The sequence below is a fragment of the Halomonas sp. KAO genome, assembly GCF_015595025.1.
GTDB lineage: Bacteria > Pseudomonadota > Gammaproteobacteria > Pseudomonadales > Halomonadaceae > Halomonas.
The window spans coordinates 1-26087 of record NZ_JADNRL010000024.1; the positions used below are offsets into that span (position 1 = coordinate 1).

Sequence of the window (26087 nt, forward strand, 5' to 3'; positions counted from 1 at the left end):
CAGCCCGATGACGACGACCCGGCCCCCTACAGCGTGGTGAACTTCCCGACGCTATCGGCGGCAGGTGCCACCGCGACGAAATCGACACTAATTTTTAACGATCTGTCCGAATCAGGTTGACAGGTTCCGGGGGCGAACCCGCTTCATGAGCATGAGATGGTAGCCACCCGGGGCGAATTCGACCTGCTCCCCCGCCGCCAGCTCCAGTTGGGCGACGGGCTCCATGCGGGTGACGCCATCCTGATTGACACTGCGGTGCATCATGACATTACCGAAAGCGGGGCTATCCGCTCCTGTCAGGGTGACGCCCTTCTCGCTGGTATTGGTGAGGGTGAAATAGCCTGCCGCGGGCAGGTCCCCGGGTAGGAGCCGCAGACGCGCCTCGCTGACCTCCAGTTCGGCAGCCGCCAGCGTGCCGGACGTCGCGATCAGCAGCAGGAAGGTCGAGCACCAGCCCTTCGCTAGTCGCGGCAGACTAGGGTGTGGCGTGAGAGACATCAGCGGCATCCTCCTTGCGGGCATCACGGAACAGAAAGCTGAGAATGATCAGAACCCCGATGGCACTCATCATCGTGGCCGGTACCCAAGTCAACAGGCCACCGAGGAGCTGGTCAGTCAGAGGGTCCAGCGGCCAGGCGCGCCCGCATACCTCATAGACATCGAAAATGACACTCCGGCTGAAGACGATATAGGCCCCCAGCACGATCTGCGGCGGAATCACCACCAGCAGGATGGCGATGCGCTTGCCGTAACCGAGGCCGCCCTGCTGCGGCGTGCGGCGATCCAGGATCAACCACCAGAACAGCAACCCATCCAGCGCCATGCTCCAGTTCATCACTTGATACAGGTCGGTACTCAGCATCGCATCGAAGTGGACCTCGGGAATCAACCAGAAATAGATCAGCCCGACGAACAGTACGGGAGCGATCAGTGGATGCTGAAGCGTCCGGTATACAGGGCGCAGCAGGCGCGCGACCGGCCTCCATCCTGAAAAGTGTCTGATTCGGGTCGGCAAGCCGTCCGTCAGTACCGGCAGGGGGGCGGCCAGGGCAATCAGGAAGGGACCGGCGTGATGCAATACCAGATGCTGAGCCCGATGGGTAAAGAACATGTACTGGGCGAGGTAGTCGTAATGGGTCTGAGTGACGCCATAGATGGTGGCGACACCCAGCAGGTAGGCAAGGACTCGACCTGCGCCGGTGGCCTCGCCTCGCCGTCGGCACTGCCGGAGGCCACGCAGATAGAGCACGATGGCCAGCAGGCAGGCCCCCGACCAGGCCAGCGAGAACTCCCACGGCAGCAGGTAGCCCAGAGCAACGTCGAGGTCGATAGCCCGTCCCTCCCCAGAATCGGCATGCAAACGGTGAGACTAGGAGCCCACCGCGCCATGCGGCAAGGTGGGGCTATAAACGCAACGCCAATGGTCATGTAGAGCGCTATAGATCCTGGATCATCCGCGACCGACGTCAACATCACGAGACTGACAGGACCCGCCATGTTGTCGTCGTCATGGCCTGCGCAGCGCAATTTCTGCGTAGATACCCTGGTAGTCAGGGTCAGGTGTTTTATCCGGCTCCGGCTTCGGATTCAGGGCTACCATGCGACCGCTGGGGTCATCCAACAGGCCGCGAAGCTGTTCATAATCGAAGCTCCAGCCCTCGGCCTTGCGCTGGTTGAGACGGGTGACGGTCTCTACCAACGTGGACATGCTGTGCCCCTCCCCCTCCAGGGGCGGGAATGCCTGAACCAGCGGTTGCCCTTCATGCCAGCCGATCTTGATGGGCTGGTTGACGATTCGGACCTGGGTGCCGGCGGGCACGCGGTCGAAGATCGACTCGATGTCCCCAGGGAACATGCGAATACAGCCACGACTGGCACGCATGCCGATACCATCCGGCTGGTTGGTCCCATGGATCAAGTAGCCATCGAATCCAAGGATAATGGCATGGTCTCCCAGCGGATTGTCCGGGCCTGGGGGCACCACGCTGGGTGCCTCTTCACCACGTGCCCTGGCTTCACGCTGGACCGACTCGGGTGGGTACCAGGCGGGGTTCTTGATGTTCATGGTGGTCTTGGTCACACCGAGGGGCGTATCGAAGCCCTCGCGACCGATGCCGATAGGATAGGTCTCGACACGTGGCGTCTCGTCGTCATCCACCTCGGGATAATAATAAAGGCGCAGCTCGGCGATGTTGATGACGATGCCAGTGCGCTCTGCAGGGGGCAGGATGAAGCGTCCGGGTATGGTCACCTCGGCACCCTCGCCGGGAATCCAGATGCTCACGTCCGGGTTGGCGCGCACGATCTCCCTGTACCCCAGGTTGTGCCGCCTGGCGATATCGAGCAGGGTATCTTCTCGATCCTCCACCGTTATGCGGTAGGTGTCGCCGATCACATTGCCTTGTTCAGGCAGCGGATAGTGGCCGAGGGGCCACTTGTTTTCCTCCTGGGCCTGAGCAACGCCGATGAACGCAAGCCAGCCTGCCAGCGCTCCCACCAGTGTGCGTGTTCGAAGCTGCCACCATGGAGATTTCCTTGCTGTGCCAGAGTGGGATTCGGATAACGCCATCATTCTCTCCCTTTTCGGCTGGACCCTTATCATCCAGACCGACGTGTGTTGAATCGCCATCCAGGCAGCACCAGTAAGGCGGCCAACAGCCAGGTGGGCCAGCTACCGGTTCGGGTGAACGGCGTGTTTCCCACCATGGGCAGCACCTCGCCGCGAAGGCTCGTCGCCTGGAACTGCGGTGCGCGGGCCGTGACACGGCCCTGAGGATCGACGATGGCGGTCACGCCGTTGCTGGTGGCGCGGATCAGGTACCGGCCGTTCTCCAGCGCACGCAGGCGGGCCATCTGCAGATGCTGCAGGGGGCCGATGGAGCGGCCGAACCAGGTGTCGTTGGAGACCGTCAGCAACAGCTCAGCATCGCGCGCCTGCTCGGCGACACGATCGGCATAGATGATCTCGTAGCAGATGGCGTTACCGATGGTGGTTCCGGCGGCGTGGATCGGCCCCTGAGCCTCGGCCCCGGGGGTCATGACCGGCATGGGCAAGTCGAAGAAAGCGATAGTGCCGGCGAGCAGGCGCTTCAGCGGCAGGTACTCGCCGAAAGGCACCAGACGCACCTTACGATACTGGCCCTCGGCGTTACCCAGGCCGATCACGCCGTTGTAGTTAGCGCCGCCGTCGCGCTGCAGGATGCCTGTGAGCAGGGCGGTGTCGGGCGACAGTTTGGACTGCACCCGCTCCAGTATGGGCCGCGCGTTCTCCTCGAACATCGGCAAGGCCGCCTCGGGCCAGACAATCAGGTCGAGGTCGTTGGACTGGGCAAGGGTCAACACCGTGTAGATACTGGCCGCCTCACGCTGGCCCTCGGGCGTCCACTTGATCGACTGGTCCAGGTTGCCCTGCAGCAGGGCGACTCCCAGCGGCTCGCCGGCCGGGAAGGTCCACTGGGCCGGCAGGGCCAGGGGAGTCAGCCAGAGAGCGGCGATGGGCGCCGCGGCCCACCAGCGGCGGCGCAGGAGCTCCACGCCCAGGGTGCCGGTCAGGGCGGTGATCAGCGACAGGAGATAGACGCCGCCTACCGGGGCCCAGGCCGCCAGCGGCGAGTCCACCTGAGAGGTGCCCAGCAGCAGCCAGGGAAACCCGGTAAACAGCCAGGTGCGCAGCCACTCGCTGAGTACCCAGGCGCCGGCGAAGCTGAGGAAGGCCAGGCGTGGGCCCGCGACGCGGCGATAGAGCCAGAAGGGCACGGCATAGAACAGCGCCAGGCCGGCCACGAACAGACCAGTGAGGAAGAGCGCCAGGGGGACCCCGGTATCACCATAGTCGTGGATTGCGACAAAGACCCAGGAGGTCCCCGAGCCGAACAGGCCCACGCCATAGCACCAGCCGCGGAGGGCGGCCTGAGCAGATGTCAGGGCATGGAGGCCGACATAGACCAGAGCCACCGCTATCGGGCCCAGCCACCACAGCGTGAAGGGCGCGGCGCTAAGGGTGGTCAACCCTCCGGCGGTCAGGGCCAACAAACAGCCGAGGACCGGAGAGAGCCGTCCGAAAAGCGTCATGTCCCGGACTGGCGGGTTCTGTGCATCCATGCCGTCACTCGGACAACCTGGGGGAGGGACGTTCATGCAAGGCCGCCATCGCAAAGGTAATGACACCCAGGAACAGGGCGATATCCGCCAGGTTGAAGGCGGGCCAGTGCCACTCTCGCCAGTAGATGTCCAGGTAGTCGACCACATACCCTCGCGCCAGGCGGTCGATGCCATTACCCAGCGCGCCACCCAGCATCAAGCTGTACCCCAGCGCCTCCAGGCGGGGCCTGGGCCTGCACAACAGGAACGTCAGCACGATAGCCGCTATTCCTGTCAGGCAGAGGAAGAGGTAGCGCTGCCAGCCACCTGAATCGGCGAGGAAGCTGAAGGCCGCCCCCGTGTTCCACCAGTGACCCCAGTTGAAGAATGGGGTCAGCGGGATGGTCTGGCCATACGGCATCAGCGCCTGCACCAGTCCCTTGATGACCTGGTCGGCCAGGCCGACCATAACGGCCAGTGCCAACCAGTAGCGGCTCTGCGGCGCCATCGCTATCCGTTTCGTTCTCATGACGTGGCTGCCTGGTAGCGCGGGCTTGCCGAGCCGCTCATGGCGGTCCCTGGTGAGAAGCGATAGCCCAGCAGCCGCATGGCGTTCAGGGTCACCAGCACGGTGGCACCGGTATCCGCCATCACCGCGATCCACATGCCGGTGATGCCCAGCGCCGTGGTCACCAGGAAGATAGCCTTCAGGCCCAGCGCCAGGGCGACGTTGGTCTTGACGTTGCGCAGCGTGGCCCTAGACAGGTCGATCAGCTCGGCGATGCCGGTGACGCGGTTCTTGAGCAGGGCCGCATCCGCCGTTTCCAGTGCCACGTCGGTGCCGCCGCCCATGGCGATGCCGACATCGGCCGCCGCCAGTGCCGGGGCATCGTTGATCCCGTCGCCCACCTTGCCGACCGGCCCGCGTCCGGTGGCCTGCCATTGCTGCACGCGCCGGGCCTTGTCCTCGGGCATCAGCTCGCCATGGGCCTCGATGCCCAGCGAGCCACCGATGGCAGCGGCGGTACGCGCATTGTCACCACTGAGCATGACGGCCTCGACGCCGAGACGTGACAGGGCGGCGAGCCCCTCCCGGGCGTCCTCACGCGGCTCATCGCGAACGGCGATCAGTCCCAGGGGACGCTCGCTCTCGACCAGCAGGGCGAGACTCTTGCCGGCACCCTCCAGCTCGGCGATCCGGACGTTCAGGTCATGATCCAGCGTGACTCGCTCGGCCAGGTGGCGAGGCGTGACCAGGCCCAGCTCGCGCCCCTCGACCCGACCGGCGACGCCCAAGCCCGACAGGGCGCGGCTCTCGCTGGCCAGGGGAAGCGACAGGCCCTGTTGCTGCGCATGGGCGAGGATGGCCGTGGCGATGGGATGGCTAGAATCACGTTCCATCGCGGCTGCCAGCCTCAGGATCTCGTTTTCGCCCTGGCCGGTGGCCCAGTCATCCACGTCGGTGACACGGGGAGTGCCGGCGGTGAGGGTGCCGGTCTTGTCCAACGCCACCGTGCGCAGCTTGCCCAGCTGTTCGAGTACCGCGCCGCCCTTGATCAGCAGGCCCCGCCGGGCGCCCGCCGAGAGGCCGGCAGCGATCGCCGCGGGGGTCGAGATCACCAGGGCACAGGGGCAGGCGATCAACAGCAAGGCCAGGGCGCGATAGACCGATTCCGACCAGGCCATGGTCGAGACCAGCGGCGGCACCACCGCCATCAGCAGGGCGAGCCCCACCACCGCCGGCATGTAGTAGAACGCGAAGCGATCGATGAAGCGCGCCACTGGCGCCTTGGCGGCCTGGGCCTCTTCCACCAGGCGGATCACACGGGCGATGGTGTTGTCCTCGGCGCCGCGGGTTACCTCCACCTCCAGGGCGGCATCGAGGTTGACCGTGCCGGCAAAGACGTCGTCCCCCGGGGCACGCGAGCGGGGCACCGACTCCCCGTTGATCGGTGACTCATCCAGGTCGGATTCGCCGGTCAGAATACGCCCATCGCAGGGCACGCGGTCGCCCGGTCGCACCAGGACTCGCTGCCCAGGCGTGAGCGAGGCGGCCGAGACCTCACGAGTATCCCCATCCTCCATCAGCCTCGCCGTGGACGGCGTCAGGTCCGCCAGGGCCGAGATGCTGCGTCGCGCCCGTGAGGCGGCCACGCCCTCCAGCAGTTCGCCCACGGCGAACAGGAAGACCACCACCGCCGCTTCGGCGGCGGCGTCGATAGCCAGGGCGCCCAGGGCGGCGATGCTCATCAGCATCTCGATGGTGAAGGGGTTGCGCATCTTCAGTGCGCCCCAGGCGCCCTGTGCGATGGGCACCAGTCCCACCAGGGTGGCGGCGACGAAGGGCCAGCCTCCCAGTACCGGCCAGGTCATGCGAAGGACCAAGGCCAGAGCCAGCAGGCCCCCCGTGACGAGCACCAGGCGTCCTTTCGCGGTCTGCCACCAGGGCGCTGGGGGGGTATCTGACCCATCCTTCTCGGTATCGGCGGCAAGCCGGTAGCCAAGCTCGTTAAGGATCCGTTCGATCGTCTGGTGAGACGGGGCCGAGTGTGGTTGGGGGTGTACGGTGACCGACCCGGTCACCGAACTGGCCGATACCGCCTCGATGCCCTCCAGGCGGCCCAGCGCGGCTTCGACCTTGCGCTCGCAGCCACCACAGTCCATGCCTTCGACTCGTAGCGTGAAGCCCACTGACGTTGCCGTGGATGTCGAATTTTCCATGGTGACACTCCTGGCGATGGGTTATCTTCTGAAGGATAAACCTTGTAGCAACTATAGATTCAAGCCATTCAGGAGGGCTTCAGGATGGCGAAGACGAGCGATGCAATCGGCATTGGCGAACTGGCCCGGCGTGCCGGCTGCAAGCCCGAAACGGTTCGCTACTACGAGAGCATCGGGCTGGTGAGCGACGCGACACGTACCGAGGGCGGTCAACGCCGCTACGGAGAGGAAGCGGTCAGGCGGTTGACCTTCATCCGCCATGCCCGGGACTTCGGCTTCTCGGTGGAAGCGGTGCGTGAACTGCTGGCCATGTCAGACCAGCCCGACATGCCGTGTCAGGAGGTCGACGCCATTGCCAAGCACCACCTGGAGGAGGTCGAGTCGCGGTTGCAGCGGCTCTCCGCACTGCGTAACGAGCTCAAACGGATGGTCAGCCAGTGTGCCGGGGGGAAGGTCGAAAGCTGCCGGATCATCGAAGTGTTGAGCGATCATCAGCTTTGTATCAGCGACCAGGCCCACGGAGGCGCTCACGACCTGGGATAGGCATCTGGACGGATCGGTATGCTAGCCCAGCGAGACATCCAGAAACAGCATGAGCACCAATCCCACCGAGAGCCCCAGCGTTGCCTTGTTCTGGTGGCCGCTTCGGTGGGTCTCGGGAATGATCTCATGGCTGATGACATAGAGCATGGCGCCGGCGGCGAAGGCCAGCCCCCAGGGGAGCAGCACTTGTGACATGCTGACGACTCCCGCACCCAGCAGGCCACCTAACGGCTCGACCAGTCCGGTGAGAGAGGCAATGGTCCAGGACCGCCAGCGGGAATAGCCCTCACCGAGCAGTGCCACCGCCACCGCCAGGCCTTCCGGTGCATTCTGCAGGCCGATACCAATGGCGAGAGGAAGGCCACCCTCACGCCCCCCAGCGCCAAAGGCCACGCCAACCGCCAGACCCTCTGGCAGGTTGTGGATCGTGATGGCAATGATGAACAACCAGATTCGGCGCAGCGATGCCGCCTGTGGCCCTTCACGTCCCTGCTCGAAATGCTCGTGGGGGAGTCGCTCATTCAGCAGGGCGACCAGCCCAATCCCCATCAGTATCGACGCGCAGGCAATGGCGGCAGGCAAGACGCTACCGCCATAGCGCAGTCCAGAAGCTTCCAGGGAGGGAATGATCAGTGAAAAGAAGGACGCTGCCAGCATGACACCGGCGGCGAACCCGAGTGCCAGGTCGCGAACGGCACGATCGGGCGCCTTGCTGATCAGGATAGGTAGCGCTCCGATCGCGGTCATCGAACCAGCGGCAAGACTACCCAAAAACCCCAGCGTGACTGGAGAGACACCTTCCATAGACCCTTCCACTTTGGAGGATTGGTACTGCAGGGAATGTTGAGACACACGACGATAGCCATCACATGGCCACCGATGCGTGTCATACAACAAGTCAGCCTGGCGGCCTATCGATTATCCAAGGCGACCAGACCGGACGTACCGATGGCTTTTTGCAGACGCCCACGAGCCTCGAAGAGCACGCTTCGATAATCCTGGGGTGTCGGTGACTCCCCCAGAATGATGCGCTGCCCCTCCTCCAGGGGATCGACAGGACGGTCACCCACTCTCACTTCGTAGTGCAGGTTAGGCCCCGTGGTGAGTCCGGAGGCCCCGACTTCACCCAGCGTGTCGCCGGCATTGATGGCGTCCCCGACCGACAGGCCGGAGGCGAAGCGACTGAGATGCGTATAGCGACTGAGAGTGCCCATCTCGTGCTCTACCTCCACGACACGACCATAACCTCCCCGGCGACCGACGAAGGAGACCCGCCCCGGCGCCGTCGCCATGACTGGGGTGCCGCGAGGGGCGGCAAGGTCGACGCCGTCATGACGACGTACCCCACCGTAAACGGGATGGCGTCGATTGCCGAAGGCGGACGTCAGGCGTGCGCCGAGCACCGGGAACCGCTTCGTCTCCACAAGGCTACCGTCCTTGAAAAGCATCACGGTGGCTCTCTGGTCCGTCGGCCATACCATCTCCAGTCGTGCCGACGGGTCAGCCAATCCCATATAGGTCAGACGGGGAGGCCCGACTCGCGTGCCATCCTCTCGGCGATCCTCTTCCCACAGTAACTGCAGGCGCTCCGCGCCCGAGATATCTCGGGCTGTGTCCATGAGTCCGCCTAGCAGCACCTCGAGGTCCATGGCGAAACGCGTGGGTATCCCCTCTGCCGCCAAGGCGGCATAAAGTGACGTTTCGATGTCCACTTCACGGCCCAGAGTCAGGGTGTCGAGACGAGGCGGGACAATCCGCGTCGACGGCCGCTCCCCCAGCGTAACGACGTATTGAATACCCGAGTCACGCTCGATGGCCACCGACACCGGCTGTCCGGTCGTCAGAGAGGTGACAGTGAGACGGTCTCCAGGCCGCAAGCGTCTTGGGTCGAACCTCTCCGCCAGCGATGTCGACGCTTGGGTGCGCGTCTCGGCATTCACGCCAAGCTGCTGCAGCAGTGCGTTCAGGGTATCCCCAGGCGCCACGGTTAGCTCCTGGGCGACGCTCTCGGGTGGCTGAACGGCCAAGGGCGCTGAGCCCCTCTGTGTGAGAGCCTGTGCCCTGGTCGATGCCGGTTCGCTCGGGGATAGCAAGGTGTTCTCTTGCCAATGGGCCTCGGCCAGCAGAGGGCCCAGACCCACCAATCCTAGCAGCAACCAGCGCCGTGTCATGACGCATCGTCCTCGCCAGCGACCTCGGTCACCTCACGATTGACGGCGTCGACCAGTTCCTGCATGCCGAAGGGGTCCAACAGCTCACCATTGACGAAAAAGGTCGGCGTCTGGCGGATCTGGTTGGCCTTGACGTCTTCCTTGTCCTGGTCAATGACCGCTTGTACCTCGGGGGAGTCAAGTTGTTCCTCTGCTGCAGCCCTGTCCAGACCGGCCTCGCTGGCGATATCCAGAATAGCGGCCTCATCGAAGCTGCCATGAGCCGCCCACTGGCTCTGCCGGGCCAGCAACGCCTCCAGCACCGGCTGGAAGACGTCCTGGCGCCTGGCGACTTCCAGCACGCGAATGGCGGTATCGGACACGTCTCCGTGGAAGGGCGTGTAGCGCACCACCAACCGCACCTGGTCGGGATACTCTTCCTGGATGCGCTTGGTCAGCGGATAGAAGGCACGGCAGGCCTCACAGGCCGGGTCGAAGAACTCCACGATGGTCACCGGCGCTTCTTCCGGCCCCAGAACAGGCGAGTGTGAGCGCACCAGAGAGTTTTCGGCCTGAGCGCCATCCTGGCTGGCCGCCTCGGCGCCCATGCCCAACAACGAGGGTCTCGCTACGATCACGATGAGGGCGGTCAGCATCAACGCGCCAACCAGGATAAACGTCGCTTTTTTGTACATTGACTTCTCCAATTCAAGTGGTTAAACGGAAAGCAAGACCAGAGGACTGCTGAGTGGATCTCAACCGCTGTTGGGTGCCTAAGTCGGCGAATAGTGGCGTGTTATCCATGCCCATAAAGATTGGCTGCCTGATGCGCATGATCAATATGCTCGAATTCCAAGCTGGAGTGGCCAATGTCAAAGCGCGCTTTCAGTTGCGCCTTGATATCCGCCTTGATCGCCTCGAGCTGCTGCCAGCCTGCTTCCGTCGTCACCACGTGGCAATCAAGTGCGGCGGTATTCTCCTGCATTTGCCATAGGTGAACATGATGCACATCCTCAACCCCTTCGACGCTGCGCAGGAGATCAATGACTGATTGACCATCGACATCGGGAGGCGAGCCCAGCATCAGTATCCGGATAGGGGTACCTATTTCCGTAAAGGCAAGATAGAGAATATAGAGTGCAATACCGATCGTGATCGCGGGGTCTACCCAGCGCATATCGTATAGCAGAATCAGCGAGCCCCCAATGATCACAGCGATGGACGCAAACGCATCAGACAGGTTGTGCAGGAAGAGAGCCCGAATGTTGACACTATGTTTTTGCATCGACCAGGTGAGCAAGGCCGTTAGCGCATCGACAAGAAGAGCGACAATCCCGATGATGACGACTATCCAGCCTTGAATCTCTGGCGGGTCGATCATGCGCATCACGCCTTCATAAATTAGATAAAACCCAACAAGAATGAGAGTAGTGTAGTTGATCAGCGCTGCGACAATCTCGATTCGTCCATAGCCAAACGTCATCTGAGAGTCAGGTGGTCGCCTCGCGATCTTGCGGGCAGCAAAGGCAATGACAAGGGCAGCCATGTCGGAAAAATTATGCAGCGCATCCGCGATCAGCGCGAGACTTCCGGCCAGGATGCCCCCAACAATCTGAGCAACGGTCAATATCCCGTTGGCCCAGATGGCGATGCTCACCCGACGGTCACCAGAGGTGGGGTCAAGGTGGGGATGATCGTGATGATGTCCCATGCGTCATCCTTGTGGTGTCACCTGATGACCCGGCAGTATAAAACCTATAGCAACTCAAGCTTCAAGCCCGAATTCTAATGAAGACCGAGCCAAGGCTAAGCGTATGGAACTTTGCATAGTGGGCGCTGTACCAGACATGGTTACCATCTCCCATGCCCCGGAAGGAGCCCATTGTGATACCTAAGCCTCACCCGCACACCTGGCTGATGAGCCTAGCCTTACTCTTGATGCTGGCGACGCCAGCCCTCGCCGAGCCACGGCTGCCAGACTTCACAGAGTTGGTCGACAAGGCCGCGCCAGCCGTCGTCAACATCTCCACCTCACGGGAGATCGAGAGGTCCATGACATCCTCTCGGCAGTTTGGGGGGCAGGAGGTGCCGGAGATCTTTCGAGAGTTCTTCGGCGACCGCATCCCGATGCCACCCGGCGGTGCGCCCAATCGCAATGAGGAGCCACGGCAGTCACTGGGATCGGGCTTTATCTTCGATGAAGACGGCTACATCATGACCAACGCCCACGTGGTCAAGGACGCCGATAAGATCCTGGTGCGCCTGAATGGCCGGCGTGAGCTCGAGGCTGAGCTGGTCGGTGCTGATGAAAAGACCGACGTGGCGGTCCTCAAAGTCGAGGCGGACAATCTGCCGACCCTGGAGCTCGGTGAGTCCACCGATCTCAAGGTCGGCCAGTGGGTCGCCGCCATCGGCTCCCCCTTCGGCTTCGATCACTCGGTGACATCCGGGATCATCAGCGCCATCAACCGCACCCTGCCACAGGACGTCTATGTCCCCTTCATCCAGACCGACGTGGCGATCAATCCGGGTAACTCCGGAGGACCGCTCTTCAACCTGGATGGTGAAGTCGTGGGCATCAACTCCCAGATCTTGACCCGCAGCGGTGGCTACATGGGCCTCTCCTTCGCCATCCCCATCGATGTAGCACTGGATGTCGCCAACCAGCTGCGCGAAGAGGGTTACGTGAGCCGCGGCTGGCTGGGGGTCAGCATCCAGCCGGTGTCCAAGGACCTGGCGGAGTCCTTCGGCATGGAACAGGCCGAGGGTGCCTTGATCGCCCAGCTTGAGCCCGGCAGCCCTGGGGCGGAAGGCGGCCTCAAGGCCGGTGATGTCATCCTTGAGGTGAACGGCCAGGAAGTGGACCACTCCACCACGCTGCCGCGCCTGGTCGGTCAAACGAGTCCGGGGGAAGAGGTCGAGCTCAGGGTGCTGCGCGATGGTCAGCAGGAGACCATCACGGTGGAAGTTGGCGAGTGGCCGGATGCCGGTGCCGATCAGGCCGAGGGCGACCCGGTGCGCCTCGGGATCGTGGTTCAGCCGCTGAGTAGCATGGAGAAGCGCCGGCTTGGCATTGATCACGGGGTGCGCATCGCCAAGGTCGATCCGACCGGCCATGCCGCTGCCGCCGGCATTCGCCCCGGCGATGTGCTGGTCAGCCTGGGCCAGCAACCGATAGAGAGCCCGGAACAGCTGACGGAGTTGCTTACCAACCTGCCGGACGACCAAACGGTGCCGGTTCTGCTCAACCGCGACGGCCGTGCCTATTTCGTGGCCCTGCGAGTGGGCAATGGTGACTGACCGCGACTGAGTAGCGTTCAATACATCAGCACAGCGGCGCCCTGGCGAGTAGGATCGCTGGGGCGCTTCTTCAGAATCTCGTGCATTCTAATGTGCAGCTAGGTGGCCTACTCATTAAAAGAGTACCGCCAACCATCCGGCGGTGTTTCAGTTCAATTTTTTGTGCCCCAATGGCTGATTTCTTGTCAAGCTCCCACGCCACAGGGCACGTTCCCGCAAAGCCATGGTTCAAGCAACATCGAGGCCTTCCCAGGGCCCAATGTAGGCGTGATTTTGCTATGCTGTTGCCGTTGTGATCTCTCCCTTTTGGTAAAGATCAACCCCGACTATGTGCTGGATGAGTGGTTATAAAAAAAACCTTAAACCATGACTGATAAGATGCGTACTCTCGGGGCATTTAGCCGATGATGCCGCGCTTTATTTGAAAAATGAAGCCGATATCTTCAAGGTGCTTTAGGTACTCCCCAGGCGTTTCTCGCTACGGCTTTACTTTTCATATAACCCAGTTCTGGCCGCGACCGGGCAACATGCGATCCCACCAGAAGTTCCTGTATCGGTTGCGGCTGGTGCGGGTGAAGTGGCTGAGATGCCGTCCCAGCGAGCCTACGCCTCGTGGGCAAAACCGGACCAGCTGTTCCAGCTACTGCTCTTACCTGCTGCGCGGATCATGCAGCCGTGCTGAGCCTTCAGCGAAAGTGAAGTGATGATTGAAGAGCCGAGTGCGCTAATCCGAGCGCGATAAACTACAATGCTTATCAGAAGCATCCTTGTTCACCTTAGAGCGATAAGCGATGACAGGACGGCGTTTCGACCGCCGGGGTTTCCTCAAGGCGGGGGGCTGGGGCCTGATGTCAGCGATAGGCCTGTCGTCGGCCCGCGCAGCCACCGTTTCGGCACCAGTGACGACCTCTTCCTCCCCTGCCGGAAGCCACGGGGCTATGACGGGCAACATGATCACCCAAGGCGAGGTCGACCATGCACGCAATGGCTTCGATCCGACCGCCATGCTCACCGACTGGGATACCGGCAGGGTCAGCCGGCTGGCGAACGGGCAACGGCTGCGCGAGTACACGATCACCGCCATCGACAAGGAGATCGAGATCGCACCAGGGCTCTTCTTCCCGGCCTGGACCTACAATGGTCGGGTGCCGGGGCCGTCGCTGAGGGCCACCGAGGGCGACCGGATACGCATTCGCTTCGTCAACGCCGGCAGCCATGCCCACACCCTGCATTTCCATGGCATCCACTCGGCGCGGATGGATGGCGTGCCAGGCGCCGGCGAGGTAGCACCTGGGGAAGCCTTCACCTACGAGTTCGATGCCGAGCCATTCGGCTGCCACCTGTACCACTGCCATTCATTGCCGCTGAAGCGCCATATCCACAAGGGCCTGTACGGTGCCTTTATCGTCGACCCGGATCCGCAGCGGCATCCCGAGAATGAGCAAGCAGCTCGCTCGCGCCTCCTCGGCAGTGAGGAGAACGCGCGCTGGCAGGAGTTCGTGATGGTGATGAATGGCTTCGACACCAATTTCGACGAGGAGAACGAGATCTACGCGGTCAACACGGTGGCGCATGCCTATGTGAATCGTCCGATTCGCCTCGAGCGGGCTCGCCCGGTACGGATATACCTGATTAACGTCACCGAATTCGACCCAGTGAACTCCCTGCACCTGCATGCCAACTTCTTCGATTACTACGATCATGGCACGACCCTGACCCCGACCCTCAGGACAGTGGATACGGTGATGCAGTGCCAGGCGCAGCGGGGCATCCTGGAGTTCTCCTTCGCCGACCACGAGCCGGGGCAGTACATGTTCCATGCCCACCAGAGCGAATTCGTGGAACTCGGCTGGATGAGTCTGTTCGAGGTGGTCTGATGCACCCGCGACTGTGGTTCTCGTTGCTGCTCCCCCCGCTGATGCTCGGCTTGGCGCTCCTGTGGTTCCAGATGACGCAGCCACTCGAATGGCTCGGCGTATCGCCACCGCCGCTCGAGGAACTGACCGTCGAGCGCACCATCATCGACGACGACGGCCTCGCCCTGAAGGTACGCGCGGGGGGATCGGAACCCATGCGCATCGCCCAGGTGCAGGTCGATGGTGCCTACTGGCGCTTCCACCAGGAGCCAGCTGGTGAGCTGTCCAGGGGGCAGGCCGCATGGCTGCAGATCCCCTATCCCTGGGTGGAGGACGAACTGCACGAGGTCACCCTGGTCACCGGCACAGGGGTCACCTTCGGGCACACCATCGAGGTGGCGGAGCCAACCCCACAGCCGAGCATCGAGCAGTTGTCCGGCTATGGCGTGCTCGGCCTCTTTGTGGGGGTCCTGCCGGTGGCGCTGGGCATGTGCCTGTTGCCGGCGCTACAGCATGCCGGCGCGAAGGGGTTCCAGTTCACCTTGGCCCTGACCTTGGGGCTGCTGGCCTTCCTGCTGGTGGACACCCTCGAGGCCGGGCTCGAACTCGCGGCCGAGGCGGCGTCGCTGTTCCAAGGGCCGGCCCTGGTCTGGCTGACGGCGCTGGTCGCCTTCCTGGCGCTGCTGGGGGTGGGGCGGCGCCACGGCCTGCCTCCGGAGGGTCGCATTCTGGCGTGGTATATCGCGCTGGGCATCGGGCTGCACAACCTGGGCGAGGGCCTCGCCATCGGTGGCGCCTTCGCCGCTGGTGCCGGGGCGCTGGGCACCTTCCTGGTGATCGGTTTTACGCTGCATAACCTGACCGAAGGCGTCGCCATCGCTGCTCCCCTGACGCGCCTGTCCATACCTGCCTGGATGTGGGTCGGACTAGTGGCCCTGGCCGGCTTGCCCGCGGTACTCGGCACTTGGCTGGGGGCCTATGCCTTCGCACCGCATTGGTCGGCGCTGTTCCTGGGGCTGGGAGCCGGCGCCATTCTACAGGTCTGCGTCGAAGTCGCAGATTATCTACGGCGAACCGCCGTGGCTGAGGCGATGTCGCCAGTCTCCGGCATTTCAGTGCTGGGTGTCACGGCCGGGGTCGGGATCATGTACGCCACGGCACTGCTCGTGCAGGTGTGACCTCGGGGCCACCTGTCCACTGATCGCCTCATTACACGAGGCTCGATCAACGGGGAGCAGCGACTCCCCAGAAATTGAAGGGTATAAGGAATACCTGGTTGATGTATTTTTTATTGCAAAAAAAAGGGTATCCGGATTAATTGGTTGATAGCTGCTTGGTTTACAAGGTATATCCACAGAGCACCACGGAATAGAGGAGCAAGGGCCTCACCCCGCCGCGAGCCGATGTGCCGTTTCTTTGAGGTGGCTTCCAATCTCATCAATCGCCCTTCTACCTCGCCTGTTATGACGCCCCGACGCCGGCCTCGCTCACCGGGTCATGAACAGCAGCAGAATCAAGTGACCGAGGCGATGGCTTAGCCGATGGACCATGACAAGCAAACCAGCATGACAGCGAAAACCGTGGGAAGCCCCAAAATTCGGAAAAAACGTATTCTAAGCTCCGGTCGATTCTCAGCGTTCTGCGGGCGTAGGTAGTTAGGGTGATCGCTGGGAATGTACTGGTTTTATCAAGCTAAATGCTCATAGAGAACGATCGCACCCACAAAGACTAACACTGTGCCGCCTACAATCTCTGCCCAGCGCCCGACGAGCGTGCCGATAGCCCTTCCAAGCAGCACGCCGACAGTCACCATGGTCATTGTGGCCAAGCCAATGGCCAGCGAAGCGACAAGAATGTTGATCTCAATAAATGCCAAACTCACACCCACTGCTAGAGCATCGATGCTGGTGGCAATGGCGGTGACCATCAGGAGTAACAGGGAATGCTGTTTGGTTTTCTCGGCCTCTTCCTCAGGCACCTTGAAACCGTTGTACATCATGTATAAACCGAGGATTAGCAGCAGCGTGAAGGCAATCCAATGGTCCCAGTTCTCGATAAATTGCGAAGCGGCCTGGCCGACCAGCCAGCCGATGACGGGCGTAGTTGCTTCGACAATTCCGAAGATCATACCCATGCGCAGAGCTTCGGTAATGTGTGGCTTGTCTAGGCTCGATCCTTTACCGACAGCGGCGGCAAAGGCATCTGTAGACATGGCAATAGCGAGCATTACCAGTGAGAACGGATTCATAAACACTTCCAGCCGGGCATAGAGTCCATGGCATCTCCACACGCCCGGCTTTGACGTGGGTATACCGATGGTCTCGCCAACCGAAAGGTGTCCGTACCACGGCAAGTTACCGAGTATGTTGATACGGACGCTTCTGAGCGGTTCAGAAGCAGGCTACTCCCCAAAGGGTGCGAACATTATCAGGTCGAGATAAGGCGAATCAAGCGGCGCCACTGTTAGCAGGGCTGCTCAGCGCAGCCCTGTGAACCGCCTTGGCTTTCTCGGAGACCCGTTGGTTTCAGTCAGGCCGCCTTCTTGGCCTGACCCTGCTGCTCATAATACAGATCTTCTCGCTCGGCCGGTGGCATGTTGCCCGGCTCCAGGAGCCGCCGGTGGTTGAACCAGTCGACGGCATATTCAATCGGCCGTTGCAACATCTCGATATTGGAGGTGTTGCATGGGACGATCACCTGGCTGGGGCGCTGAACAGACGGGGGCACCGATGCGTTCGCCTGGCGGTCCGGACGTCAATCTGCGGGATACCAAGCGCGCGTTCTGGAGACGAATTACCAAGAGGCTATCGAGTGAGGAGGCAGCCGTGTAGTTTATCGCAGCCAACAGTCCCGCTGGACGCGGGGCGGTGCACGGTCAGGTTGAGTCTCGTCTCACGGCCTTTATGCTCGTAGTACCTCAATGGGGTAAACAGCAGCATCCGGTAGATCGGCTCGACCATGTACGACGCCCGGTGACCAACGATGAAGTCGAGCATCTCTTGCCGCGGCGATCGAACTCCACCTAGGCAAAATAGGCAGACGCCTCGCGAAGTATCCCGTTGGCTTGCCCCAACTCTCGGTTCTCACGCTCCAGCGCCTCGATTCGCTCACGCTCTGACGTCGTGGTGCCTTCACGGCGACCCGAATCACACTCGGTCTGCCGGGCCAGCTACGCAGCGTTTCCGGTGTCCAGCCGATCTTGGGGGCGATAATACCGATGGCCACCCACTGGCAGGGGTAGTCGGCCTCGTGATCGAAGACCATGCGGACCGCGCGCTCACGGACTTCAGGGGAGTATCGCTTTCATGTGCTTATGGTTCCATTCTCTCAAGGTTTGGAGTCTCCGGGAATCCCGGTACGGTTCGCTCAATCTCAGCCCGTTCACCCGGCACAGCATGACAACTGCGTCACGTCTTTGGTAAAAGTCTGGGCACAGAGCTTGATGCCTTCCACCATGGTGAGGTAGGGGAACAGTTCGTCGCCGATGGCCTGCACCGTCATGCGCGCGCGCAGCGCCAGAACCGCCGTCTGGATCAGCTCGCCGGCTTCGCCGGCCACCGCCTGTACCCCCAGCAACCGCCCCGTGTCGCGTTCGGCCACCAGCTTGATGAACCCACCGGTGTCGAAATTGACCAGCGCACGTGGCACGTTCGCCAGCTCGAGCACGCGGGACTCTACGCTGAAGCCCTGCTCCAGTGCTTCGGCTTCCGTCAGGCCGACGGTGGCCACCTGGGGGTCGGTGAAGATCACCGCCGGCATGGCACTGAGGTCCAGGGTGGCCTCGCCGCCGGTCATGTTGATCGCGGCGCGGCTACCCCCGGCGGCGGCGACGTAGACATACTCCGGCTGATCGGTGCAGTCACCGGCGGCATACAGGCCCGGTACGGTGGTCTGCAGATGCTCATCCACCAGAATCGCGCCACGCGCGGTCTCCACGCCGATGCTCGCCAGGTTCAGGGCCTCGGTGTTGGGTGTGCGGCCACTGGCCACCAGCAATTGCTCCGCCTGCAGGGTCCCGGCGTGGGTCTGCAGGGTGAACAGCTGGCCGTCGTGGCTCACTTCGCTGGCCTGTGTCTGCTTGAGGACCTCGATGCCCTCACGGCGAAACGCCGCTTCCACGGCCTCACCCACCGCCGGGTCTTCCTGGGACAGCACTCGGCTGCGGGCCAGCACAGTGACCCGGCTGCCCAGACGGGCGAAAGCCTGGGCCAGTTCCAGGGCCACCACCGAGGCCCCGATCACGATCAGCCGCTCGGGAAGGGTGTCCAGTTCCAGCGCACTGGTGGACGTGAGATAGGGGGTCTCGGCCAGCCCCGGCACCGGCGGTTCTGTCGGACGAGCGCCGGTGCCGATGAAGGCGCGATCGAAGCGGACGGTCTGCGCGCCGCCCTCATTCAGCTCGACCGTCAGGCTGCGGGCATCGACGAACCGGGCCTCGCCATGCAGGACCGTGATGGCCGGGTGGTCGCGCAGAATCCCCGCGTACTTGGCATCACGCAGTTCCTCGACACGCCCCAGCTGTTGCCTGAGCAGCTGTGCCCGGTCCACCACCGGTGCCTGGGCGCTCAAGCCGGCATCGAAGGGGCTCTCCTTTCGCAGATGCGCAATATGCGCCGCGCGGATCATGATCTTCGAGGGCACACAGCCGGTATTGACACAGGTACCGCCGAGAGTGCCGCGTTCGATCAGGGTGATCCGGGCGCCGCGTTCGGCGGCCTTCAGGGCCGCCGCCATGGCAGCGCCGCCACTGCCGATCACCGCGATGTGCGGGGCGTCTTCATCACGGCCCTTGGAAACCGATGCGCCTGTCGGGGAGGGTGTTTCACTGTTGGCCAGTCGGGCCTGATAGCCAAGTCGGGTCACGGCGAACGTCAACGCCGAGGCCGGTGTGCCCGGATCAACGGCTACCGATGCCGTCCCCTGAGGATAGGAGACCTCCACCGACTGTACGCCGGGCAGCTTCTCCAAGGCTTCCCTGACATGATCCGCACAGCGGTCACAGGTCATGCCACTCACGTTGAGTTCAATCATCACGTTTCTCCGAGTCTTTATGAGTAAAGCCGGCATCCTGCTTCCGCTTGTGGTGTCGCGCGTAGAGAGGCAAGCCGATGACGATGGCCAGGGCCAGGGCAGCGAAGAGCACGTAGTCGAGATAGCCTGTCAGCGCGGCCAGGCCCGCCGTGCCGGACAGAATCAGGACTATTGGCACGGCGCAACACAATCCCATCAGCATGCTGCCAAGCACGACGTTTGAAAATTTCCTCGGACCTTTCACACTTATTCCTTCACCGTCGAGGGATAACCTACATTGGCCGTGGCCTGGAGCAGGGCCTCAACCGTGGTCTTGGCATCATCGAAGGTGACCACGGCCTCACGATCCGGATAGCTCACGTCGATTTGCGAGACGCCGTCCACCTTGTTGAGTGCAGCCTTGACGGTGATCGGACAGGCGGCGCAGGTCATGCCCGGTACTGAGAGCGTCACGGTCTGCAGGGCCGCCATGGCGGGAGAGCTGAGCAGGGCGAGTATCGCGATGAGGGCGAAACGAGCTTTCATGGAGAACCTCCTCTCAATAGAACCAGGGCAAGGTGTAGGGAAAGACCAGCGCAGTCAGTACCAGTAGCGACACAATCCAGAACATGACCTTGTAGCCCGTCCTGACGCGTGGCACGGCACAAAGCTCACCTGGCTGGCACTTTTCCACTGGCCGGAAGATCCGGCGCCAGGCGAAGAACAGTGCCACCAGCGCCATACCGACGAAGAGTGGGCGGTAGGGTTCCAGGGCCGTCAGGTTGCCGATCCAGGCGCCGGAAATCCCCAGCATGATCAGCACCAGCGGGCCGAGGCAGCAGACCGAGGCAAGGAGGGCAGCAAGCCCACCGGCAGCCAGAGGCCCTTTCCCCGTTTTCGATGTAGACATTGCGCTTGCACCTTTCATGACCTTGTTTACTGGGATAAGGTTACATCCGTAGTCAGATACGGAGTCAAGCGTCATGAAGAGACAGGGGGATAGAGTAGCGGGCACTATGACCATTGGTGGCCTGGCCAAGGCGGTTGGCGTCAATGTCGAGACCATCCGGTATTATCAGCGCCGTGGGCTACTCTCAGAGCCCGAACGTCCTGCCGGCAGTATTCGCCGCTATGGCACAGCCGACGTCGCGCGGCTGACCTTCGTCAAAACCGGGCAGCGGCTGGGCTTCAGCCTGGACGAGATTGCCGAGCTGTTGCGATTGGAGGATGGCACTCATTGCCAGGAGGCCAGCACCCTCGCCGAGCATAAACTGCGGGATGTCCGTGAGAAGGTCGCCAGCCTCCAGCGTATCGAGCGGACACTGGACGAACTTGTACAGGCGTGTCATGAACAGGAGGGAAGTATCACCTGCCCGCTGATTGCGTCCTTACATGAGGGCTCGATCACAGGGGAACAGCGGCTCCCCAGAAAGGGTATCCGGATTAAGTGGTGTATCAGGCCTAGTACCATTACGTGATCCCACTTTGTTCTCTCCGGATTATCTGGTTGCCATGCTCGAAAGCACAGCACTTTCAATGAAGCTGTCGCTTCATTTCCCGGCGGCTCTCAAAGGGCTAAAGAATGAAATGGTCAACATCGGCATTGCCGGCACGCCACCCAGCGTGGCGACCTGTCGTCTGGCCGTCAGCCTGTGCCAAGAACTTCCGGCTTCCCGAGGGCTGACGCTATCAGGGGTCGCTCAGCGAGGCGTTGGGTACGGAAGGCATTGGTAGCAATGAAGCCCCGCGGTGTCGCCCGGATGCCGGGTCGCTACCGCGGGGAGGGAGTCAGCCCTTCAGCAGGCTCTCGATCTTTTCGCGATTCGGCACGCTGCCACTGTGAACGAGGTTGCCGTCGATGGCCACGGCGGGTGTCGACATGACCTGATAGCCCATGATGGCAGCCGGGTCGGTGACCTTCTCCACCTCGACCTCGATACCCAGCTCGCCGGCCACGGCCTCTATCTGCTCGGCGGTGGTGACGCATTTCTTGCAGCCGGTACCCAGCACTTCGATCTTCTTCATGGTCTTGCTCCTTTGCGCTTAGAGAAGCCCGCTGAACAGCCAGGGGCTCAGCAGGTTGATCAGCCAGCCAACGATCATGAAGTTGACCAGCAGGATGACGAAGATGGTGGCCAGCAGTCGCCACTGCATGACCTGCTTGAGCATGATGAACTCGGGGAAGCTGGCCGCCACGGTGCTCATGCAGAAGGCCAGGGTGGTGCCCACCGGCAGCCCCTTGAGGATCAGGCTCTCCATCACCGGGATGACACCGGTGGCGTTGGAGTAGAGCGGAAGCCCCGCCAGCACGGCGGCGGGCACGTTCCACCACTGGCCGCTGCCCAGGTTGTCGGCGAACCAGCCGTCCGGCACGAAGCCATGCAGGCCGGCACCCAGGCCGACGCCGATGATCACCCACTTCCATATCCGCCCGACAATCTCCTTGAGTTCGTCCCGTGCAAACTCATGGCGGTCCTTCAGTGTGAGGGAGGGCGCCTCGGGAGTGGGCTCTTCGCCATGAGGCGTCGCAGCGGCCTGTTGGTAGGCCTTGGCCGCGAAGTCCTTCAGCCAGCGCTCGCCCTTCAGGGCATCGAGGAGCATCCCGCCGCCGATGCCCACCGCCATGCCGATGGCGATGTAGACCAGGGTGAACTCCCAGCCCAGCAGGCTCCACAGCATGATCACCGCCACCTCGTTGATGATCGGCGAGGTGAACAGGAAGGCCATGGTGATGCCCAGCGGGATCCCGGCGCTGGTGAAGCCCAGGAACAGCGGGATGCTCGAGCAGGAGCAGAAGGGGGTGATAGCACCGAAGCCGGCGCCCAGGCCGTAGCCTGACAAACGATGCTTCTGCTGGATGTAGTGGCGCACCCGCTCCAGATTCAGCGAGGCGCGCATCAAGGCGATGACGTAGATCATCACCACCAGCAGCGCGAAGATCTTGGTGGTGTCTTCAACGAAGAAGTGCAGCGAGTCGCCGAGCTTGCTCTCGGAGTCCAGGCCCGCGACGCCATAGATCAGCCAGTCGGCCAGCCGGGTAAAAGCCTCCAGCATGTTCATCCTCTCCCTGTGGATTTAGTTCGGTGTCACCCAGGAAGACGCAGCAGGAGGCAAAAGGATACCGGCGCGATGCAAAAAATCTCGCTTATCCTTGATGGGCGCGATGGCAGCAGATGCCGCCCTGCTCGTCGAAGACGATGCCGCACTGGGCAATGAGACGCTTGCGCAGTCGCTGCCGGGCCCGACGCAGCCGCGCCTTGGTGGCCGGCAGGCCCAGACCATGGTCGTCGGCATAGTCCGCCTGGCGGCGTCCTTCCAGGTCGCAGCGACGCAGAATGTCCCGGTCCTGCGGCTCGAGATGGGGCAGCGCACGTTCGATGCAGTCGACGAGGCTCTCCATGGGTGAGGCCGTCGGCGATTCTGTAGCGATCTCGGGGGGGGGCCTCGTCCGTCCAGTGTTTCGCACGCCGCTGCTGATCGATCCACTGATGGCGGGCCACACGAAACAGCCAGGCACGCGGAGAATCCAGTTCGCAGAACTGACGTCGGTGGGTCAGCGCCTTGGCATAGACGGTCTGCAGGAGGTCATCGGCGGCATCGCGATCACCGCTGTGCCGGATCAGGAAACCGCGGAGCTCGTCCCGGTGGTTTTGCCAGGCAGACTCGATGCAGGGCTGATGATCGGGATCGACCGTCATACGATTCTCTTTGGGCGGCGCTTGGTGCGGGGAGCAGGATAACGCCGCTGGCACGCCATGGCGTGCCAGCGTCCTGTCATCAGAGGCTTTCCAGCGCCAGGGCGATGCCCTGCCCGCCGCCGATGCACAGGGTGACGATGCCGCGACGCTCCCACGATGTGCTTTAAAATGGTGTTACTCCTTCGAACGGGTGGGAGAGGCACCCTCCACAAAGAGATGACTCAAGCCCAGAAAGCCCTCGACGTCGAGCCTCAGGCCCTGGTCGAGCAACTTCGGATCGATATAGAGCACAAGGCCATCGCGCTCGAGGCGGGTATAGCGCTCTGGGATATCCGGTGCTCTGGTCTCCGCCACGGCGATATCGGCTCCACCACCACAGCAGCCGTGCCGGGGTGAGAGACGCACCGTGGCTACGCCGCCCTTCTTCTTCAACCATTCCCGGGCGCGTTCACTGACCTCGATGGCCATGGGTCAGCCCCTGGCCTCGGCGTGGACCTGCGTCTCGGCGCCGGGGAAGTGGTGGCGGGTCTTGTTGGCAATGCCCACCAGGGCGAGCATCAGCGGGACCTCCACCAGTACGCCCACCACCGTGGCCAGCGCCGCACCGGACTGTAGCCCAAACAACGCGATGGCGGCGGCCACCGCCAGCTCGAAGAAGTTGCTGGCACCGATCATCGCGCCGGGCGCCGCCACGTTGTGGGGCACTTTCCACGCCTTGGCCCAGCCATAGGCGATGAAGAAGATCAGGAAGGTCTGGATGATCAGCGGGATGGCGATCAGCACGATGTGCAGCGGGTTGTTGAGTATGACATCGCCCTGGAAGGCGAATAACAGCACCAGGGTGATAATCAGGCCGATGGGCGTGATCGGTCCTACCTTTTTCATGAAGACGTTGTCGTACCACTCGATGCCGCGACGGGCGATCAGGGTGCGCCGGGTCAGGTAACCGGCGGCCAGCGGGATGACGATGTAGAGCACCACCGACAGCGCCACCGTGTCGTAGGGTACCTGGATGTTCGACACGCCGAGCAGCAGGATCACGATGGGGGCGAAGGCGAACAGCATGATCAGGTCGTTGACCGCCACCTGGACAAGAGTGTAAGCAGCATCGCCGCGGGTCAGGTAACTCCACACGAAGACCATAGCGGTACATGGCGCGGTCCCCAGCAGGATGGCACCGGCAAGGTACTGGCTGGCCAGCTCTTCGGGAATGAAGGGCCTGAACAGCACCATCAGGAAAAACCAGGCGATGGCGAACATGGTGAAGGGCTTGATCAGCCAGTTCACCGTGGTAGTGATGACAAGCCCCTTGGGCTGGCGGCGCACACCGAGCACAGCGGTAAAGTCGATCTGCGCCATCATCGGGAAGATCATCGCCCAGATGAGGATGGCTACTGGGATCGACACCTGGGCGACTTCGAAGCGCGAGAGGGTTTCGGGCACCGCCGGGGCGAACTGGCCCAGCAGTACGCCGGCGACGATGGCCATCGCCACCCATACCGAAAGATAACGCTCGAAACGACCCATGCCCTCGGTGGCGCTTGGGGCTTGGGATTCTTGGAGTGCGGTCATGGTGTGACTCCTATCAGATGGCACATTGATTCACGCGCCGAGAAACGTCTTCCGCGCTTTCCACTCGCTCAGAGTAGCGGTCTGTCAAGTAGTCGCTTCGTCCTCGGATCATCAGGGTGAACTTGGTCAGTTCCTCGCAAACATCCACTATGCGGAGGTACAGAGGAGAGGGCTTCATGCGGCCATCTTCGTCGAATTCATTGAAAGCTTTCGGTACCGAAGACTGATTGGGGATCGTCACCATGCGCATCCAACGACCGAGGATGCGCATTTGGTTAACCGCGTTAAAGCTCTGGCTCCCGCCTGATACCTGTATCACGGCCAGGGTCTTCCCCTGAGTGGGACGAATGCCGCCTAGTGACAACGGAATCCAGTCGATCTGGGCCTTCATGATGGCCGTCATGGCACCATGGCGTTCGGGACTGACCCACAGCATGCCTTCCGACCACTCGGCCAACTCGCGTAACTCCTGAACCTTGGGGTGGTCAGCCCCCGCATCATCCGGCAAGGGCAGGCCGCTAGGGTTGTAAGTCCGCACCTCGCATCCGAACCAACGCAGCAGTCGCCCGGCTTCCTCGGCAACGAAACGTGAGTAGGATCGTTCTCGCAGGGATCCGTAGAGCACCAAAATACGTGGCGCATGCTGGGGGGCCTCGGGGCCTGCCAACAGTGTCGTGTCGATGGAACGCAACTGGGAAGGATCAATATTGGGGAGGTCTGCCGGCATCTTGATGTCTTTCATGGCGCGATTCCTGGGTAATGGATGACTTCACCATCTTCCTTGATGAAGTGCGCTACTGGGTGGTCAAGGAGATCCAGCACCGTCTCCGATGGTCGGCATAGCCTGGCACCCTTCAGTGTCACCACGATCGGTCGATTGATCAGAATCGGTTCCGCCAGCATGGCATCGATCAGCTGATCATCCGTCAACGCCGGGTCGTCCAGCCCCAATGCCTCGTAGGGGGTTCCCTTGCGCCGCAGTAGATCCCGAGGGCAGATACCCATCTTCGCCAGCAGCTCCACGATGCGTTCCCGGCTTGGGGGCGTATTGAGATATTCGATGATCTCGGGAGGTTCACCAGAGGCCCTCATCATCGCCAAGGTATTGCGTGATGTGCCGCAGTTCGGGTTGTGATAGATCTGGGGAAGCATACTGT

Annotated in this window: 28 protein-coding genes, 2 pseudogenes and 1 other annotated feature; of the genes and pseudogenes, 5 read left to right on the forward strand and 25 right to left on the reverse strand. The window is 62.3% G+C overall.

Going from position 1 to position 26087, the window contains the following annotated elements; translation table 11 throughout:
- Positions 1–111 precede the first annotated feature (111 nt).
- The 6 genes from IOC61_RS10945 to IOC61_RS10970 all read right to left on the reverse strand — a co-directional run bounded on the left by IOC61_RS10945 (position 112) and on the right by IOC61_RS10970 (position 6801).
- Positions 112–498, reverse strand: coding sequence for a copper chaperone PCu(A)C (locus tag IOC61_RS10945; RefSeq protein ID WP_195688889.1), 387 nt, complete (start codon positions 496–498; stop codon positions 112–114).
- Entirely contained in the window at positions 476–1360 is an 885-nt protein-coding gene (locus tag IOC61_RS10950) for a cytochrome c oxidase assembly protein (RefSeq protein ID WP_229333092.1), read from the reverse strand. The genes IOC61_RS10945 and IOC61_RS10950 overlap by 23 nt, the downstream gene beginning before the upstream one ends.
- Before the next feature lie 147 nt (positions 1361–1507).
- Positions 1508–2569 carry a L,D-transpeptidase family protein gene (locus IOC61_RS10955; protein WP_195688890.1) on the reverse strand — a complete coding sequence of 354 codons (1062 nt, stop codon included), beginning with the start codon at positions 2567–2569 and terminating at the stop codon, positions 1508–1510.
- Between the two features lie 29 nt (positions 2570–2598).
- Complete coding sequence (gene lnt, locus IOC61_RS10960) at positions 2599–4101, reverse strand: apolipoprotein N-acyltransferase (protein ID WP_229333093.1); 1503 nt, start codon at positions 4099–4101, stop codon at positions 2599–2601.
- A gap of 4 nt (positions 4102–4105) precedes the next feature.
- On the reverse strand, positions 4106–4588 hold the full coding sequence (lspA, locus tag IOC61_RS10965; protein WP_023007119.1) for a signal peptidase II: 483 nt from the start codon (positions 4586–4588) through the stop codon (positions 4106–4108).
- A gap of 17 nt (positions 4589–4605) precedes the next feature.
- On the reverse strand, positions 4606–6801 hold the full coding sequence (locus IOC61_RS10970; protein ID WP_195688891.1) for a heavy metal translocating P-type ATPase: 2196 nt from the start codon (positions 6799–6801) through the stop codon (positions 4606–4608).
- Between the two features lie 84 nt (positions 6802–6885).
- Between IOC61_RS10970 and IOC61_RS10975 the strand changes: the two genes are divergently transcribed.
- Positions 6886–7344, forward strand: coding sequence for a MerR family transcriptional regulator (locus IOC61_RS10975; RefSeq protein ID WP_089680911.1), 459 nt, complete (start codon positions 6886–6888; stop codon positions 7342–7344).
- A gap of 21 nt (positions 7345–7365) precedes the next feature.
- On the opposite strand, the gene IOC61_RS10980 is transcribed toward IOC61_RS10975, so the two are convergent.
- From IOC61_RS10980 to IOC61_RS10995, 4 genes are all read right to left on the reverse strand, one after another.
- Complete coding sequence (locus IOC61_RS10980; RefSeq protein ID WP_089680909.1) at positions 7366–8148, reverse strand: ZIP family metal transporter; 783 nt, start codon at positions 8146–8148, stop codon at positions 7366–7368.
- A 107-nt stretch (positions 8149–8255) separates the two neighbouring features.
- Positions 8256–9329 carry a M23 family metallopeptidase gene (locus IOC61_RS17900; protein ID WP_176475857.1) on the reverse strand — a complete coding sequence of 358 codons (1074 nt, stop codon included), beginning with the start codon at positions 9327–9329 and terminating at the stop codon, positions 8256–8258.
- A gap of 182 nt (positions 9330–9511) precedes the next feature.
- Positions 9512–10189 carry a DsbA family protein gene (locus IOC61_RS10990; RefSeq protein WP_195688892.1) on the reverse strand — a complete coding sequence of 226 codons (678 nt, stop codon included), beginning with the start codon at positions 10187–10189 and terminating at the stop codon, positions 9512–9514.
- 101 nt (positions 10190–10290) lie between these two features.
- Positions 10291–11205, reverse strand: a complete 915-nt coding sequence (locus tag IOC61_RS10995) for a cation diffusion facilitator family transporter (RefSeq protein ID WP_195688893.1) — start codon at positions 11203–11205, stop codon at positions 10291–10293.
- A 152-nt stretch (positions 11206–11357) separates the two neighbouring features.
- Here IOC61_RS10995 and IOC61_RS11000 point away from each other — a divergent pair, with 152 nt between their 5' ends.
- From IOC61_RS11000 to IOC61_RS11010, 3 genes are all read left to right on the forward strand, one after another.
- Positions 11358–12794, forward strand: coding sequence for a DegQ family serine endoprotease (locus IOC61_RS11000; protein ID WP_420706338.1), 1437 nt, complete (start codon positions 11358–11360; stop codon positions 12792–12794).
- 950 nt (positions 12795–13744) lie between these two features.
- A complete protein-coding gene (locus IOC61_RS11005) occupies positions 13745–14671 on the forward strand; it encodes a multicopper oxidase domain-containing protein (RefSeq protein WP_229333094.1) in 927 nt (308 codons plus the stop codon).
- The gene (locus IOC61_RS11010) at positions 14671–15828 is read left to right on the forward strand and encodes a ZIP family metal transporter (protein WP_133483786.1); all 1158 of its coding nucleotides are present in this window, start codon (positions 14671–14673) and stop codon (positions 15826–15828) included. Before IOC61_RS11005 ends, IOC61_RS11010 begins: the two co-directional genes overlap by 1 nt.
- Positions 15829–16337: 509 nt before the next feature.
- Here IOC61_RS11010 and IOC61_RS11015 read toward each other — a convergent pair.
- From IOC61_RS11015 to merT, 7 genes and pseudogenes are all read right to left on the reverse strand, one after another.
- Positions 16338–16898 carry a manganese efflux pump MntP family protein gene (locus tag IOC61_RS11015; RefSeq protein WP_133483785.1) on the reverse strand — a complete coding sequence of 187 codons (561 nt, stop codon included), beginning with the start codon at positions 16896–16898 and terminating at the stop codon, positions 16338–16340.
- A 281-nt stretch (positions 16899–17179) separates the two neighbouring features.
- Positions 17180–17377, reverse strand: a complete 198-nt coding sequence (locus IOC61_RS11020; RefSeq protein ID WP_166637557.1) for a hypothetical protein — start codon at positions 17375–17377, stop codon at positions 17180–17182.
- A gap of 164 nt (positions 17378–17541) precedes the next feature.
- A pseudogene (locus IOC61_RS11025) lies at positions 17542–17914 on the reverse strand (transposase); the annotation flags it as partial.
- Positions 17572–17688 (reverse strand) — a sequence feature (AL1L pseudoknot). Its footprint overlaps the pseudogene before it by 117 nt.
- A 117-nt stretch (positions 17915–18031) precedes the next feature.
- Positions 18032–19681 carry a mercury(II) reductase gene (merA, locus tag IOC61_RS11030; RefSeq protein ID WP_081712102.1) on the reverse strand — a complete coding sequence of 550 codons (1650 nt, stop codon included), beginning with the start codon at positions 19679–19681 and terminating at the stop codon, positions 18032–18034.
- A complete protein-coding gene (merF, locus tag IOC61_RS11035) occupies positions 19674–19925 on the reverse strand; it encodes a mercury resistance system transport protein MerF (protein ID WP_031218777.1) in 252 nt (83 codons plus the stop codon). Before merF ends, merA begins: the two co-directional genes overlap by 8 nt.
- A 2-nt stretch (positions 19926–19927) precedes the next feature.
- Entirely contained in the window at positions 19928–20206 is a 279-nt protein-coding gene (gene merP, locus IOC61_RS11040) for a mercury resistance system periplasmic binding protein MerP (protein ID WP_023007333.1), read from the reverse strand.
- A 13-nt stretch (positions 20207–20219) separates the two neighbouring features.
- Entirely contained in the window at positions 20220–20570 is a 351-nt protein-coding gene (merT, locus tag IOC61_RS11045) for a mercuric ion transporter MerT (protein ID WP_023007334.1), read from the reverse strand.
- A 73-nt stretch (positions 20571–20643) separates the two neighbouring features.
- Between merT and merR the strand changes: the two genes are divergently transcribed.
- On the forward strand, positions 20644–21138 hold the full coding sequence (merR, locus tag IOC61_RS11050; protein ID WP_195688896.1) for an Hg(II)-responsive transcriptional regulator: 495 nt from the start codon (positions 20644–20646) through the stop codon (positions 21136–21138).
- A gap of 310 nt (positions 21139–21448) precedes the next feature.
- On the opposite strand, the gene IOC61_RS11055 is transcribed toward merR, so the two are convergent.
- From IOC61_RS11055 to arsC, 8 genes and pseudogenes are all read right to left on the reverse strand, one after another.
- Positions 21449–21685 carry a thioredoxin family protein gene (locus tag IOC61_RS11055; protein WP_195688897.1) on the reverse strand — a complete coding sequence of 79 codons (237 nt, stop codon included), beginning with the start codon at positions 21683–21685 and terminating at the stop codon, positions 21449–21451.
- 18 nt (positions 21686–21703) lie between these two features.
- Complete coding sequence (locus IOC61_RS11060) at positions 21704–22714, reverse strand: permease (protein WP_195688898.1); 1011 nt, start codon at positions 22712–22714, stop codon at positions 21704–21706.
- A 91-nt stretch (positions 22715–22805) separates the two neighbouring features.
- Positions 22806–23060, reverse strand: coding sequence for a sigma factor-like helix-turn-helix DNA-binding protein (locus IOC61_RS11065; protein WP_195688899.1), 255 nt, complete (start codon positions 23058–23060; stop codon positions 22806–22808).
- 118 nt (positions 23061–23178) lie between these two features.
- Positions 23179–23358: pseudogene (locus IOC61_RS17950) on the reverse strand (hypothetical protein); the annotation flags it as partial.
- A 174-nt stretch (positions 23359–23532) separates the two neighbouring features.
- A complete protein-coding gene (locus tag IOC61_RS11075) occupies positions 23533–23826 on the reverse strand; it encodes a CC/Se motif family (seleno)protein (RefSeq protein ID WP_195688900.1) in 294 nt (97 codons plus the stop codon).
- Positions 23827–23829: 3 nt separating this feature from the next.
- On the reverse strand, positions 23830–24930 hold the full coding sequence (gene arsB, locus IOC61_RS11080) for an ACR3 family arsenite efflux transporter (protein ID WP_195688901.1): 1101 nt from the start codon (positions 24928–24930) through the stop codon (positions 23830–23832).
- A 13-nt stretch (positions 24931–24943) separates the two neighbouring features.
- Positions 24944–25657 (reverse strand): arsenical resistance protein ArsH, encoded by a 714-nt coding sequence (arsH, locus tag IOC61_RS11085; protein WP_025733932.1) that lies wholly within the window; start codon positions 25655–25657, stop codon positions 24944–24946.
- A gap of 11 nt (positions 25658–25668) precedes the next feature.
- The gene (gene arsC / locus IOC61_RS11090; protein ID WP_008958327.1) at positions 25669–26082 is read right to left on the reverse strand and encodes an arsenate reductase (glutaredoxin); all 414 of its coding nucleotides are present in this window, start codon (positions 26080–26082) and stop codon (positions 25669–25671) included.
- Positions 26083–26087 lie beyond the last annotated feature (5 nt).